Here is a 14512-nt window from a genome sequence, read left to right as displayed (position 1 = left end):
GGAATCGAACCAGGGACACAAGGATTTTCAGTCTGTTTCAGACTTTTTGGAAAACCGTAATAGATTGATATGTCGTGTTTTAATGTTCGGTATTTATTAATAAATCAGTTAATTTTTATGGTATGTTACCGTTTTTATTACCTTTTATATTTGTTCTATTTCTTTAGTTTATAGAGTGTTGTCATGGGATGTGATTATGATTTTTTACCCATACCCAACAGTTTCCTTGCATTTTTCTCAGTTAACGTTTGTGGATACCCAAAAACACCACTGTCATAATGGACCATTCTTAAATAGACGGTTCCCATTAATTTGTAAAACTCTAGTTCAATGTTGCCATTGATTACTTCTACTTTTATTTTGCTTTCCGGTATGGTTTCAAAACCCTCTATAATCAAGTTGGAAAACTGTTGAAATGCATCTTCCTTGTCCAGGAAGGTAAAAGCCTTGAACTCGTTTATGTGTTCATATTGGGTGTCCTTGTAAGTGAAAATATATTGGTCCCCTTTTTTTGCACATGAAATGTTTTTGGCTTTTCCTATGCTAACGGATTGTTCAACTTCAGACACGCTGATCTGTGCAGATGATGATATAGCAAATAAAACCGTTAATGCCATTAATAGTCTTTTCATTGTTGTTGGTTTAAAATGTTCTTTTTATGACTTTAAATATCCTGTATACATCATTTAGGCTAATGGTGAAATCTGAATATTCAGGAGATGGATTTCTACTGTGGCATGTAATGTTCATTTCTTCATCAATAGCAATAATATCTTTATGGAAAATGTTTTGTTTGCTCATGATGATCCATCCATAGTCAGTTTGACTGAAACCATCCTTCCAATGATGGTTCAACAATTCTCTTCCTAATACGGATGCTCCATCTGGAGTATCGTATAATTTTCCACCATTCATACTGTCTCCTTTGATTTTAAAAGCCATGTAATGGCCTCTGCCAACTTTGTCAACATTAAAGGATACTGTGTTTAGGTCTTCAAATACTTGGGGAGCATCTAAGTGCTCAACATAACTTGCGTAAGCTTTAAAGGGCAATTCTTTTACCATTATGTCATATGAACCATCCTCTAACTGAAAAAATGAATTTCCATTTTTGTTATGGATGGCTTCGTTGGTTGTGTTAGTTTCTGTGTTGGTTTTGGTGTTGGTTTTGGTGTTGGACTCTGTGTTTGTTGTGTTACTTTCTTTTTTATTGTGTGAGTTGGGGTGTAATACATCAACACGTATGACAGACTTTATTAATAATGCAGTGGTATCTGGCATATTTCGTTGTCCTTGTTCCCAACTTCTTACAGTACTGAGGCTTACGCCTATTTTATCGGCTAATTCCTGCTGTTTGTAACCTGCATATTTCCTTAAAGCTTTCAGTTCTTCACCGGTCATAAGTAATACAATGTATTAATTTTAACAAATTTTTAACAATAAATGTATTAGTAACACTTTGTCAGTAATACAATGTGTTATATATTTGTAACACAACAACACCAACAACACCAAATATATGAAAACAATACTGATTAAAGAGCTTGCTTGGGGCGAAAACGTCTTTAAGGGTGATTTCATAAAAACCGCACCAACCTCCTGTGGTGTTACCCGAATGGATAGACCAGGACAATTGGAAGCATTCAAAAACAGTGTAGATCAGTTTTTGGAAGTTGTCATAGATAGGGCGCAACCTTATTTCAAGGTGTTCAGTATCCCGGCTTGGGATAAGGCTATAAAAAAGTCTGAAGAGGGAAAGTTTAACTGGCTTAGAAGCCACAATACAACAGTGTAATGGCATTCTTTATCAAACCAGAAATCACGTTCAGTCCCATTCCGTTTTTCAACAGATATATGGAATCCGATTATGATGAAGTACAAACATACGAAGATTTGATCGAATTCACACACAAGTGGTTAGCGGACATGGAAACAACCAAAAACCCCATCCGCAAGAGTGCCATAAAAAAAGTAGTGGTACCCCTGTATTCAATCATAACCAACAAATCATACCAATCAAAACGAACATGGAATTTTACAACCTAGGAAAAAAACACGGTCGCAGGGAAGGCCTTGTATTGGGAGTGGTCATCACCCTAATAGCAGTAATCATAATCATCACATTAATACCCTCTATATAATGACGACAACAGCGAAAAATGCAGAAACCATAGAAAGGCTATCGGGGAAGCTCAACAATAAAAAGGCTTTTATAAAGAAAGTGGCCAAGACTTTCAAGAGAAGCCCTAATACCGTTGCCAACCATTGGCTCAATGGCTATTTCACGGCTCCTGAAGAGCATCAGGAAAAACTCATTTCCATGTTGGAAACTGAAATAAAAACACAAAATGAAAAATAAGGCCCTTCTTGAAAAAATAGAGAGGCTGGAGATTAACGCACGCCTTGTACTAGAACAAGCTGCGGCACTAAAGGAGGAGCTATCTGGTGGTTCGGATGGCTCCAATTTTAAAACTGGATTATCAGATTCACAAAAGGATAAGATACTTGGCAACCGTAGACGGTTTGCCTTCAGGAAATAAAAAAAGCCACTGCGGTAACAGTGGCCATCGCAAACCGAAGTTTAACGAATCATTCATTACAAAACTATGGAAAATATTTTAGAAGCATTGCGGAAGCCCCTAAAAATTGAAGATGTGGACTTTAGGGTGCAATCCATCAATAAAGGTGGATATGCAACCATACTGGCCTATAAGGACGCTAGGGTGGACATGAACCGATTGGATGAAGTATGCAAAACCAATTGGCAGGACAAATACGAATTGATCGATGGGCAGCTGTTCTGTTCCATCGGCATCAAGATAGATAACGAATGGATATGGAGACAGGATGTTGGAACGGAAAGCTACACTGAAAAGACAAAGGGGCGCGCCTCTGATGCCTTTAAGCGTGCCGGGTTCAGATGGGGGATAGGCCGTGAGCTTTATGACTATCCATTGATAAGCGTAAAACTGAACCCCATTGAATATTATGTTCAGGGTGACAAGGTTAAAGCAACATTCGATTTGAAGCTAAAAGATTGGAAATGGGATGCAGAATTCAAGGATGGCAAGGTTGAAAAGTTAACGGCCCATGATGAAAAAGGAGTGTTGCGATTTGATTCTTCCAAAACACAAAAAACAGTGGCACCAAAAAAACAAGCTGCTCAAACACAAAAGCCAGCAAAACAGACTGGAGAAAAACCTTGGCTGAACAAAATGGATCCAGAAACAAAAAGCTTTACCAAAGAATGGATGAATGTCATTGATGGCATCAACAAAGGGAAGGTGACTTCGGTGGATGATGTCAAGATTCACTACAGGCTTAGCAAAGAAATAGAAGCAACAATAATCAATACAATCAATTTAACACCAGCACAATAATTATGGGAGCAACATCAGAAATGCACATTGCATTACAGGACAGAATGATGAACATGGTTCATCAGGCAGAAAACGGAGAAATAACGGTTTTAGAAGCTTTGATATCCCTTGAGGAAGAACGCAAACACTTGGAAAATTCACTGAACATAGTGAAATCATTCAAGGATGACCAATTGGAAAACATTGCATACCAGGCCAAGGAGTATCCAGACGGTTACAATGGGTATATGGTTGAGGTTAGAAATGGTGGACGTATGTACAGCTTTAAGCACATACCGGAATGGCAGGAACACAACAAAGCCCTAAAGGATTGTGAAGACCGATGCAAACAGGCATTGATCTCCAAAGAAAAGGGATTGTTGACGGCTACCGAAGATGGGGAGGAAGTGGTATTGCCTGAGATAAGCTATAGAAAATCATCTGTAGTCCTAAAAGCTAAAAAATAATTAGATCACCACTAAACGATTTTTGACATGAGATATTTGAAAATTTCCAATAACGGATTAATGGATGTGGAAGCCCTGACATTGTTGGGAGCTTCCACCAAAAGAGGTCAACAGGGCAAAATAGGCCTTTTTGGTAGTGGCAACAAATATGCATTGGCATACTTGCTTAGAAATGGATATGAAGTTGAAATCTATTCTGGACAACAACTTATAGAATTGGGCACTGTGTCCACTACTTTCAGGGAGAGCAATTTTGATGTTATCACCATCAATGGTGAAAAAACAAGCATCACCACAGAGTTTGGAAAAGATTGGGAATTATGGCAAGCCATCAGAGAGCTGTATTGCAATGCCATTGATGAAGGAGAAGCTAATTTAGAGTTTGTTCATGATGTGGTCCTTAATGACAAAGAAACTCATTTCTACATAAAAAACAGAAAGGAAATTGCATCGTTTGTCTTTGATTTTGATAAGTACTTTTCAGAGAACAGAAAGATATTGTTTGAATGCAAACACGGTAAAATACTAGAAAAGACTACCGAAGGTTTTAATCTGTTCAGACGTGGCATAAGATGTTTTGACTCCAATAAGGATTCTATTTATGATTACGATATCCAGAATATTGATATTGATGAAAACCGATTGGTGAGATACAGTTGGGAAGTACCATCAAAAATATGGAATGTCATTTATCAGTGCACCAATAAGGATGTGATCAAAAACATTCTTTTCAACTGTTCCGATTCAAAATTTATTGAATGTGTATCATCCGACTTTGCATCCATAAACTCTGAATTGATGTCCAAGGAATATTTGGAAGTCATCAATGAAATCAAAATGGCACCTAAGGGACTTAGTGGCTTACTGAACAATGATGAGGTTGGAGAAACTACAGTATTGCCCAATGTGATTTTCGATCAAGCCAAAAGCAAAGTAAACAACAACAATTTGGCTTCCAAATTCAAAATATACAACAATGAGATTTACCGGGAAATATCATTGGACGAAATCCACCATAGTACACTTAACAAAGCAAAGGATTTCTTCAATGAATGTCATTATACAGAACCATTGAAGTATGAAATAAAACTTGCTGTGTTTGAAAATAAGCAAGTGTTAGGAATGGCCAATCAGGAAGAAAAGGAAATCTTACTATCTGAATCGTGTTTTTCCAAAGGTGTTCAGTGTGTCATTGAAACCATTATTGAAGAGTACATACATCTGCAATATGAGGTGAGTGATGAAACTAGGAGTTTTCAGGATGCAGTTATTAGTGAGTTTGTGATGATGTTGAAAAAGAAGTTTTCATACGTAATCTAAAACCACCCAATTATGACCCTGTCTCCATACCAAAAAGATGTACTGAACGCTAAAATATGCCCCTACTGCAAGAGCGAAACCAAGATGTTGAGTGAACTTCAGGTGTATGGCAAGATTTACAAAAACCGAATCATCATAGCCTGCAACAACTACCCAAACTGTGATGCTTATGTAGGTACCCATGACAATGGAATGCCATTGGGAAGGTTGGCAAACAAACATTTGAGACATGCCAAAAACCAAGCCCATGAATTCTTTGACAAGATATGGCGTGAAAACTATGTGAAAAGAAAAGAACTGTACGGGATGCTCTCCAACCATTTGGAACTGCCCGAGGAATACACCCATATAGGGATGTTCAATAGTACAACCTGCAAACAGGTAAGACAATGGTCAATGGACCTTTATAACCAATTCAAGCATAACCAACATGAAAACACCAGTAAACAATCTTAACAAACTCATTCCAGTCCTTTTGGCATTGCTCCTGCAATGTGGATTGTTGAATGCACAGATTTCCTTCAAAAAAACCGAAAACGGCATTGCAAAATCATTTGTGGATCCCAGGGCATCACTCCATGAAAATGGACTGGACTTCGGTTTTATGTTTGGCTATTCCGGTGCCGTATATGCCGTAGCCCAGTTTGAAAACTTCAGTGCCCTACAAGGGGGCTATACCTCCATAGGAGGAGGGATAGGTTTCAATATCACCACTGGGAAGTTCAACCCATGGCAATACTATATGGGATTGCGATTGGGCCTTGTGTTCCGGGACAGTGCCTTTAGGCCCATAGCGGGAATGGAAGGCGGTATCGACATTCCCATTGGAAAAGAGGGATTCACAGTGGGCCTTAGGGCTACCTATGATTGGCGTGAGGATATGGGCATCATAGACAGCGGGACTGAAACCATGAGGGCCTCTGGATTCATTGTCATTGGCAAACGGTTCAATCTTTAGGAATCCCCAAATCTACCATCGTGAACCTACATATAACAATGCCCCAAACATGGCAGGAACTGCCCTTTGAGGAATGGTATTATAGCATAGCAGAACAAGTAGTTAAATAATTGGTTTAATAGCAAAAAGCCCAAACCCCTACAAAATAAAATGATTTATAACCCTGAGAAAGCCATTGACGTGCAAAACGCAATGACACGCATCAAATGGCTTATTGATAACAACAAACTGTTCGAGCTCAAGGAAAAGCGTAAAAAGCGAAGCCTGGCACAAAACAGCTACTTACATCTTATCCTTTCCTATTTCGGTTTGCAAACCGGATATACACTTCAGGAAGTAAAGCAAGACATTTTCAAGATCCACGTAAACAGTGAGCTGTTCTATGATGGGGAATTTGAGGGCGGAATTGTAACTACCAACCGTTGGCGAAGCACTGCTGATCTCAATACAAAGGAACTCACATTGGCCATAGACAGGTTCAGGGATTTCTCCAGTAAGGACCTTGGAATCTATTTGCCGGAGCCCAAGGACTTGGCAATGTTACAGGACATAGAAATAGAACTAAGTAAACAACAATCTAAACAATACCTATAACCATGGGAAACATTTCAATCAAAATCAATTTAAGACAGTTCAAAAACGTAGTAAAGTCCATGAAAAGAAAGGATGGGACTACAGTAGACTGTCTGGTAATCCCCATTGAAAGCAACAACTTTCATGTGGGTGAAAAGGGAATTTATGTGGACATCACCGCTATTGAGGTGAAGAACAAAACCACTGATTCCAAGGATACGCATTTGCTCAAGCAAAACCTTCCTAAGGAAGTGTATGAAGCCATGAGTGAAGAAGACCGTATGGCTTTGCCAATATTGGGGAATGCCATTGTATGGGGCAGACGTGAACCAGAACCGCAGCAGGCGGATATTTCAGATGAAGAAGATCAGGATGATTTACCATTCTAACACCTAGGATTATGGACCAGTTAGCAATTGATTTTTCAAATCTGAATCACAACGAAAATAACTTCGATAGCCAAATGCATTTCGAGGCGAACAAAGACCATTTTTCAGCACAGTGCAAAAAAGTGTACCAGGCATTGATGCGAGGCGAGAGATTGACCACCAGAAAAGCATTGGTTGATTATGGTATAGGGGATTTAAGGAGGCGTGTGAAGGATTTGAAAGATCAATGGCAAGTCCCTATAGAAGCCGATTTTGCAAAAGATGAAAACGGCAATCCAACCAGGTACAAAGAATACTATTTACCCAAAAGCAACTAAACAAATGGCAATAATTATAGGAACCATCACAGAAATAGAAGATGCTTCATTTGGCAAGAACATCAAAAACAGAGTGACCATCAAATCCATTAAGGGAGGTCTTGCATTTATAGAATTTCGGGGGGCATTAAAAAAGGAATCGGACAAATACCATCCCAATGATGAGGTGGTCGTGGAATATGCCCATGAGGGCAAAGTGTCAAAATCCTCAGGGATTGCATTCAACAACCTTCCTGCCATCAGTATCAAACGTGTATAATTTTAACCAAAACAATATGTCAACAATCACAATCAAATCAGGCAAAATAGTAAGCCGGATGTTCCTTCAGTACTCCTTTGAAGAGGAAAAGGAAATGTTTACCGAAACGGTAACCAAAAAATCAGACCTGCCAATCCATAAGGATCTGGAAATAGCCTATTGCAATGTCATTCCCCATTTTGTATTGCTCACAGAACAGCTTCCTGAAAACAGGGCTATCAAGGGTGCCATCAAAAATGGCTATGAAGCTACAGAGGAGGATGAAGAACACATTCTTAAGGATTACAGGGTATTGGAATTTAAAATATCCGGCACAGCCAATTCTGAAGGCGTGGTTATTTCTGGGCAGCGATTCCTTAAAACAGGAAAGACAATCAACATAAGCACACCATTCATAAGATGGGATGATGAAGACTATCCATACCTATCGGAACTCATTGAGGTAATTGAATCCTTAAGGGAAGAAGTGTACCAATATTCCAAGGGCAAACATGCTCCATTGCCAAAACAGGAAGCCTTTGATTTTGATGCAGAAGAGGAAAACGAATCCGAAGAGACTGCTGCATAATGAATCACCATCCCCATAAAAGATATCGATATATGTGTGGTGTGCTGGACCAGCATGGCATTGTGATCTATATCAATAGGGTGAGTGACCAACAGTTTGAGCTCCACAAAAATGGGGAAATCATAAAAGTATACAAGCAGCGCCGAAGCTGTAACCGAATCATTCAAAAACTTTATAATTCAATTAGTCATGGCAGAAACAATAACCAATAGACTGCAATCCCTGGAAATGGTTTCCATATCCATCTCAAGAACTAATCCAAGAAAAACAATAGATCAGGAATCTCTAAAAGACCTATCTGAAAGCATCAAGCAAAAAGGAGTGCTGCAACCCATTTTGGTAAGGCCAATAGATGGCACCAATATGTTTGAGCTGGTTTGTGGCGAACGTCGCTTTAGGGCTTCACAAAAGGCAGGTCTGGAGTTCATTCCTGCAAACATCAGGGAACTCTCCGATGATGAGGCCTTTGAACTTCAGATTATTGAAAACTTGGAGCGCAAGGATGTACATCCGTTGGATGAAGCAGATGCTTTCAATAAAATGATGGAAAGCGGCAAATACACCGTTGCAGATATTGCAGCCAAAATGGTCAAAACAGAAACCTTTATTGCGCAGCGCCTAAAATTGATAGACCTCATTGATGACCTAAGGGAGGATTTTAAAAAGAACCATTTTGGAATTGGCCATGCTATTCTATTGGCAAGGCTTTCAAAAGAAGACCAGGAAGGTGTGTATAAACATGCACGAAACAAATGGAGTTCCAGTGAAGAGGATCCAGACTATGGCACTGTAGCAGATTTGAAAGGTGACATTGAGGAAGACCAACCAGATTTATCCAAAGCAATTTTTCCTTTGGACAAAGATAATGTCGTTCTAGGATGTGTTTCATGTAATGTTTGTGCCAAGCGTACCAAATCAAATCCAGTGCTGTTTGCGGATATGCAGGATGAAGACCTGTGTATGGAAGGCAAATGTTTTGAGAACAAAACACAGGCATTTATAGAAGCTGAGGTTGGTAAAATCATCAGCGAAGGTGAAGGTGTGTATATCTGTTCTACCAATGACAAACCATCGGAAACCATCATCAGTGCCTGTAAGGAATTCAATGTGCCAATCCTAAAGGAATATCAGGATTTCCAAGGCTATAACTATGGTAATCATACCAAAGTGAAAGGGTACTATGTATCTGGATACAGCAAAGGCCAGTACAAGGATATCTACATCAAGGAATCACTTGCATCAAGTTCAAAGGATGGTGTGACTTCGGAAGATGTGCAATTGAAAGAAGAGCTGTCCAAAGTGGAATCCAGAGCAGAACGCGCTTTGGAATTGGATCAGGAAAAGATATGGGCAGCCATTAGGGACATGGACAAAAGCAAGTTCCTGAATGCTTCATATGAACTGTCCAACAATGAAAAAGTGGCTTTGGCAGTGGCATTGGGAGAATCTGCTTGGGAAATACGAAAGGAATCTGCATTTCTTGAAAACATCACTGTGGAAAGGATATTAAAGGATCCCATTACCGATGTACAGCTCAATGAAATATTAAGGCTGTTCATCCTTAATAAACTGAGTTCAACCTATGGGAACTGCCAAGGTTCCAACCATGCAGCAGCTTTAAAACAGGTGTTGGAAGAATATTATCCTGAAGAAATCAAAACCATTGAAGTTGAACATCAGGAAAAGGCCGATAAGCGCATTGCCAGAACAGATGAAAAGATGAGGCAACTTAAAGCCAAACTTAAATCATCATCCAAAAACTAAATCCATTAATAGCTAAACCGATATTTCAAAATGCAAGTCATTCAGTATCCCTTAGAATTTCATATCAAAATTCCTTTCAACCATTGGAGAACCAGAAACCTGGAAGGTGTCAAGGCTTTGCCTATAAGAAGGTTTGATCCTGTAAAAAAAGTGTGGGTAGCTCCCATAAAAATTAAATCAGAAGTGATGCAGTTGGTGCAAACCCATAGAGCTGAACTGTTTGTGATGGACCAGAACCAGCCTCAAGTGAAGATTGAGAACTTGCCGGAGCTTCCAAACTTGGACTTTGATTTGAATTTAAAGGAAGGGCAGTTAAGGCCATACCAGGGCAAGGGTGTGGCCCGTGGCTTGCAATTGAAACGGTTTATCAATGGAGATGAACAGGGGCTTGGAAAAACCATCCAGAGCATTTCAACCATCTATGCAGCATCCTTGAAAGGTGAGCAAACTTTTCCATGTTTGGTGATATGTCCAGCATCTACCAAGATAAACTGGAAGCGCGAATGGGAAAAGTGGACCGATAAAACGGCTGTGGTTTTGGATGACAGAAACAAAACAACCTGGCACCGATTTTGGGAAATGGGCATGGCAGATGTGTTCATAACCAACTACGAATCCCTTAAAAAATTCTTTGTGGACTATATGCCCCCAAAAGGGAAGTTAAGAAACAGTATGGATATCAAACTGAATCCAAGGGCAGATCTGTTCAAGTCCCTCATTATTGATGAAAGCCATAGGTGTAAGGACACCAAAACCCAGCAAACCAAATTTGCTTTGCGTTTGGCTATGGGCAAGGAATGGCGAATTCTGTTGACGGGGACTCCCGTGGTGAACAAACCTATGGATTTGTTTCCTCAATTGGCTATAATGGGGCATCTCAAGGAATTTGGAGGCACTAAAGGCTATAAGATGCGATACTGTGAGGGTGGAAGTGGTGCTTCCAATTTAATGGAGTTGAACTACATGCTCAACAAACATTGTTTTTTCAGACGCGAAAAAAAGGATGTTGCCAAGGACCTTCCAGAAAAACAGCGACAGACCATCCTGTGCGACATTACCACTAGAACCGAATATAACAAGGCTAAAAACCAATTTGTAAAATACCTTGAAGAACAGGGGTGGGATGATAAGGAGATTGCCAAAAAGCTTAGGGGGGAAATCATGGTGAAGATGGGGGAGCTAAAAAAGATATCTGCTTTGGGAAAACTCAACGAGGTAAAGGAGTTTGTAAACGAAGTAATGGATGCAGGCCAAAAACTGATTGTGTTCTGTAACCTCCATTCCATTGTGGATGCTATGTTAAAGGAATTCCCAGGAGCCGTAACCGTGACAGGTAGGGACAAAACCGAAATCAAACAGGCCAATATCGATGCTTTCCAAAACGATCCCAATGTAAAGTTGATAGTGTGCAACATTAAAGCTGCTGGGGTTGGTATCACATTGACGGCTTCATCAAGAGTAGCCTTTATAGAATATCCGTGGACCTATGCCGATTGTGTGCAATGTGAGGACAGGGCTCACCGTATTGGGCAGAAAAACAATGTGATGTGTACCTATTTCCTAGGGCAGAACACCATCGATGAACAGTTGTTTGAAATGATAAAGGCAAAGGCCAGTACAGCCAATACCATTACGGGTGCTACCGATGAAATGCAAACCGATTTTATAGATAAAGTAAGGGATCTTTTTATGAACTAAGAAGGAACTCTTAAGTTCCATAAAACAATAAAACAGTATGGCTAGACCAATAAGAAATAAAGTAGACTACTTCCCTCATCCGGTAACACATGGAAAGAAAATGAGCTATTTGGAAAAGAAATATGGGAATGATGGATATGCCACTTGGTTTAAAATTCTGGAAGAATTGGGTAATACAGATTACCATTATTTAGACCTTTCAGATGATGTGCAAATCATGTTCCTTTCTGATCGTTGCCTGATAAATGAAGAGGTGTTGATTAACATCATTGATGACTTGGTTAGGCTTCGTGAATTTGACAAAGAACTTTGGAATAACAATAGGATTATTTATGATGAAAAGTTCACTGAAAGCATCAAGGATGCTTATAAAAAAAGAAGCAATTCGTGTGTTGACAAAAAATCATTACTAATCCTTTTAGATGGTTTAGGGGTAAGTATACCTAATAAAAGTAACCGTAAACCTAATAAAAGTAATAGTGAAGGTATCGAAAACCCACAAAGGATAGTAAAGGATAGTAAAGAAGAGGAAACTAAAGAGAAATTAAATCAGCGCAAATTAAAATTTGCTTCCACTCTCGAACCTTTTGTTGCAACCTATGGAAGGGATTTGATAAATGACTTTTACAAGTATTGGACAGAGCCCAATAAATCACAGACCAAATTCCGTCAGGAATTGGAAAAAACATGGAGCCTGGAACGTCGATTGGAAACCTGGGCACGCAATGATAAAAATTTTGGAAAGTCCAAAACCCCATTAAACAACCAAAAATCATTTTCAACCAACCGATAGTCATGATAGGAAGACGCAAATATGAAGCTTTAAAAGCATTAGATCTGGAAAACATCACTGACGATACCATGACAGCTTTCAACCTCCAGTTTAAAGAGCTTACCGTATCGGAAGCTTTGGGTTTGATTTCGGAATATGAAGCCAATCACCAATACCAGTCCAAAGAAGCCAAGGAATCCAGAAAGGCCTATTTTGACAGGATACACCAACCACAAAAGCAAAGGCCAAAGAAGGAAATGACCAAGGAATGGCTTTGGAAACAGTTTGTGGACCATTACAGAGCCAATGAGGGAGTAGCCTATTCCAAGGATACCGTGAGTGTGGAAAACATCAAGCCTCTTATTTACTATTTCATTGGGGATTTAGATCACTTCAGTAAGTGTGGCAATGTATCCAAAGTATCGGTGCCTAGCCTAAAAAAGGGACTGTTGATTATTGGGGGATATGGCAATGGAAAAACCTCTGTAATGCGTGCCTTGGAGAATAGCCTAAGGCATACCAATGTGAGGTTCAGAGGATATACTACCAACCAATTGGTGAGCATGTACGATGGATTGAAAATAGATGAAAAGGCCCCTTTTGACCAAAGCATGAAAAAGGGCACCCTGTACTTTGATGATGTGTTGACAGAGCGGGATGCCAGCAATTTTGGAAAGGTGAATCTTATGAAGGAAATATTGGAAGAGCGCTATAACCGCAAGCTGAGAACCTATGTTACCTGCAATTACAGGGAAGATGCCATGGATGATTTGGAAAGTGGGTTGGCACAATTTGGGGAACGCTATGGCAGTAGGATGTATGACAGGCTCTTCTCCATGTTCAATATAGTGGAATTTAAAGGCAAAAGCTACAGACGATAATGAAACACGAACTTAACGATTTTGAAATGGTAGATGTGGTGATGCAAAAGGAAATGCCCTATGCCAAATATAAGGAAATGATAGCCCAGGCACGCAAAAAGGGATGGATAGTAAAGGCATTCCAAAAGGGAGTGTTCAGCAACGGATTTAAAAAGGAAGTGTAATGAGTGGAAATAGATCAAAAAAAATAGCATTTAATTATTTCGGTGGGAAATTCAGTTGGATAGAACATCTGTATGAATATTTCCCAATTGAATTCATTCATTTAATCGACTTGTTTGGAGGATCTTTTTCCGTTAGCCTTAACTATCAAGGAAAGGTTATAAAAACGGCTAATGAGATAAACGGAGACATCACCAATTTTTTTCAAGTGTTAAGGGATCATGAAGAGGAGCTTTTGAGGCTGTTGAAATTAACTCCATGTTCCAAGGAAGAATATGAAAGATGTTGGGAAAATCATCCAGATAGTATAGAATCTGCACGAAGATTCTACGTAAGAATCAGACAGTCATTTTTCAGTTTGGGAGCAGCTAGAAAAAATAAGGGATGGCATATGGCAAAAACACAACATAATGCCAAAGGGGGTGAAGCTGTAAGCAAATGGAACAATAGTTTTCCAAAGCTTAATGAAGTTGCATTTGAAATACGAAAAAACATCCAGATAACGAATTATGATTGTTTTGAATGTATTGATAAGATAGATTTTAAAGGAGCTTTCTTTTATGTAGACCCTCCATATCTTCTGGAGGTGAGAGCTTCAAAAGATGATTACCTATTCGAATTCACGAAAGAAAAACATATTCAATTAGCCGAAAGACTTCATAGAATTAAGGGGAAAGCAATGATTAGTGGATATGAATCTAATTTGTATGATGATATGTTTTCAGATTGGACAAAAGTAAAGTTGCCTAAAAAGAAGAACAATATCAGAAGTGGCGAAGTTCAGGAAGTGATATGGTTCAATTATCCAATTGAAGAAACAAGGATATTCAATAATCACAAACATGGAACTGTAGCAACATTTGATTCTAACCTATAAAAAAATCCAATAAAATGAAAAACTATATCAAACAACATTTTTTACAGCTCATCATAGGTTTCAATGTAGGGGTCATATTCATGTGCTTGATTAATATGCTCAATGATGTGCTCACCAAAATAGCAATATTACTAACGCAATAAATAAC

Annotated in this window: 23 protein-coding genes; 21 read left to right on the top strand and 2 right to left on the bottom strand. The window is 39.1% G+C overall.

The genetic code is table 11. From position 1 onward, the window contains the following. Positions 1-194: 194 nt before the first annotated feature. Both AC6I5C_RS16755 and AC6I5C_RS16750 read right to left on the bottom strand, forming a co-directional pair. Positions 195-632 (bottom strand): hypothetical protein, encoded by a 438-nt coding sequence (locus AC6I5C_RS16755; protein ID WP_497906155.1) that lies wholly within the window; start codon positions 630-632, stop codon positions 195-197. A 10-nt stretch (positions 633-642) separates the two neighbouring features. Beyond that, positions 643-1401 carry a helix-turn-helix domain-containing protein gene (locus AC6I5C_RS16750; protein WP_497906154.1) on the bottom strand — a complete coding sequence of 253 codons (759 nt, stop codon included), beginning with the start codon at positions 1399-1401 and terminating at the stop codon, positions 643-645. A 118-nt stretch (positions 1402-1519) separates the two neighbouring features. Here AC6I5C_RS16750 and AC6I5C_RS16745 point away from each other — a divergent pair, with 118 nt between their 5' ends. From AC6I5C_RS16745 to AC6I5C_RS16645, 21 genes are all read left to right on the top strand, one after another. Further along, the gene (locus tag AC6I5C_RS16745) at positions 1520-1795 is read left to right on the top strand and encodes a hypothetical protein (protein ID WP_497906153.1); all 276 of its coding nucleotides are present in this window, start codon (positions 1520-1522) and stop codon (positions 1793-1795) included. Then, a complete protein-coding gene (locus AC6I5C_RS16740; RefSeq protein ID WP_497906152.1) occupies positions 1795-2046 on the top strand; it encodes a hypothetical protein in 252 nt (83 codons plus the stop codon). Before AC6I5C_RS16745 ends, AC6I5C_RS16740 begins: the two co-directional genes overlap by 1 nt. 94 nt (positions 2047-2140) lie before the next feature. Beyond that, positions 2141-2359 (top strand): hypothetical protein, encoded by a 219-nt coding sequence (locus tag AC6I5C_RS16735; protein WP_497906151.1) that lies wholly within the window; start codon positions 2141-2143, stop codon positions 2357-2359. Further along, entirely contained in the window at positions 2349-2540 is a 192-nt protein-coding gene (locus tag AC6I5C_RS16730) for a hypothetical protein (protein WP_497906150.1), read from the top strand. The genes AC6I5C_RS16735 and AC6I5C_RS16730 overlap by 11 nt, the downstream gene beginning before the upstream one ends. 66 nt (positions 2541-2606) lie before the next feature. Next, positions 2607-3380 carry a Rad52/Rad22 family DNA repair protein gene (locus AC6I5C_RS16725; protein ID WP_497906149.1) on the top strand — a complete coding sequence of 258 codons (774 nt, stop codon included), beginning with the start codon at positions 2607-2609 and terminating at the stop codon, positions 3378-3380. Positions 3381-3382: 2 nt separating this feature from the next. Further along, positions 3383-3826 (top strand): hypothetical protein, encoded by a 444-nt coding sequence (locus AC6I5C_RS16720; protein WP_497906148.1) that lies wholly within the window; start codon positions 3383-3385, stop codon positions 3824-3826. Between the two features lie 27 nt (positions 3827-3853). After that, positions 3854-5146, top strand: coding sequence for a hypothetical protein (locus AC6I5C_RS16715; RefSeq protein WP_497906147.1), 1293 nt, complete (start codon positions 3854-3856; stop codon positions 5144-5146). A 12-nt stretch (positions 5147-5158) separates the two neighbouring features. Beyond that, on the top strand, positions 5159-5602 hold the full coding sequence (locus tag AC6I5C_RS16710; RefSeq protein WP_497906146.1) for a zinc-finger-containing protein: 444 nt from the start codon (positions 5159-5161) through the stop codon (positions 5600-5602). After that, complete coding sequence (locus tag AC6I5C_RS16705) at positions 5577-6104, top strand: hypothetical protein (RefSeq protein WP_497906145.1); 528 nt, start codon at positions 5577-5579, stop codon at positions 6102-6104. Before AC6I5C_RS16710 ends, AC6I5C_RS16705 begins: the two co-directional genes overlap by 26 nt. A gap of 150 nt (positions 6105-6254) precedes the next feature. Next, positions 6255-6698: a NinB/YbcN family protein gene (locus tag AC6I5C_RS16700; RefSeq protein ID WP_497906144.1), complete on the top strand. Its 444-nt coding sequence runs from the start codon at positions 6255-6257 to the stop codon at positions 6696-6698. Between the two features lie 2 nt (positions 6699-6700). Continuing rightward, positions 6701-7066: a hypothetical protein gene (locus AC6I5C_RS16695; protein WP_497906143.1), complete on the top strand. Its 366-nt coding sequence runs from the start codon at positions 6701-6703 to the stop codon at positions 7064-7066. A gap of 11 nt (positions 7067-7077) precedes the next feature. Next, entirely contained in the window at positions 7078-7383 is a 306-nt protein-coding gene (locus AC6I5C_RS16690; RefSeq protein ID WP_497906142.1) for a helix-turn-helix domain-containing protein, read from the top strand. 4 nt (positions 7384-7387) lie between these two features. Continuing rightward, positions 7388-7642 carry a hypothetical protein gene (locus tag AC6I5C_RS16685; RefSeq protein ID WP_497906141.1) on the top strand — a complete coding sequence of 85 codons (255 nt, stop codon included), beginning with the start codon at positions 7388-7390 and terminating at the stop codon, positions 7640-7642. 16 nt (positions 7643-7658) lie between these two features. Next, on the top strand, positions 7659-8210 hold the full coding sequence (locus tag AC6I5C_RS16680; protein ID WP_497906140.1) for a hypothetical protein: 552 nt from the start codon (positions 7659-7661) through the stop codon (positions 8208-8210). Further along, positions 8210-8422 (top strand): hypothetical protein, encoded by a 213-nt coding sequence (locus tag AC6I5C_RS16675; RefSeq protein ID WP_497906139.1) that lies wholly within the window; start codon positions 8210-8212, stop codon positions 8420-8422. Before AC6I5C_RS16680 ends, AC6I5C_RS16675 begins: the two co-directional genes overlap by 1 nt. Beyond that, positions 8400-9974: a ParB/RepB/Spo0J family partition protein gene (locus AC6I5C_RS16670; RefSeq protein WP_497906138.1), complete on the top strand. Its 1575-nt coding sequence runs from the start codon at positions 8400-8402 to the stop codon at positions 9972-9974. The genes AC6I5C_RS16675 and AC6I5C_RS16670 overlap by 23 nt, the downstream gene beginning before the upstream one ends. A 30-nt stretch (positions 9975-10004) precedes the next feature. Continuing rightward, entirely contained in the window at positions 10005-11672 is a 1668-nt protein-coding gene (locus AC6I5C_RS16665; protein ID WP_497906137.1) for a DEAD/DEAH box helicase, read from the top strand. Between the two features lie 37 nt (positions 11673-11709). Beyond that, positions 11710-12465, top strand: coding sequence for a DUF4373 domain-containing protein (locus tag AC6I5C_RS16660; protein WP_497906136.1), 756 nt, complete (start codon positions 11710-11712; stop codon positions 12463-12465). A gap of 2 nt (positions 12466-12467) precedes the next feature. Further along, positions 12468-13325 carry a P-loop NTPase family protein gene (locus AC6I5C_RS16655; protein ID WP_497906135.1) on the top strand — a complete coding sequence of 286 codons (858 nt, stop codon included), beginning with the start codon at positions 12468-12470 and terminating at the stop codon, positions 13323-13325. Further along, on the top strand, positions 13325-13489 hold the full coding sequence (locus AC6I5C_RS16650) for a hypothetical protein (RefSeq protein WP_497906134.1): 165 nt from the start codon (positions 13325-13327) through the stop codon (positions 13487-13489). The genes AC6I5C_RS16655 and AC6I5C_RS16650 overlap by 1 nt, the downstream gene beginning before the upstream one ends. Beyond that, positions 13489-14364: a DNA adenine methylase gene (locus AC6I5C_RS16645; protein WP_497906133.1), complete on the top strand. Its 876-nt coding sequence runs from the start codon at positions 13489-13491 to the stop codon at positions 14362-14364. The genes AC6I5C_RS16650 and AC6I5C_RS16645 overlap by 1 nt, the downstream gene beginning before the upstream one ends. Positions 14365-14512: the final 148 nt, after the last annotated feature.

The organism is Mangrovimonas sp. sgz306409, assembly GCF_059735265.1.
The sequence above is the reverse complement of the archived record's forward strand: the minus strand, read 5'-3'. Positions and strand labels throughout refer to the sequence as shown.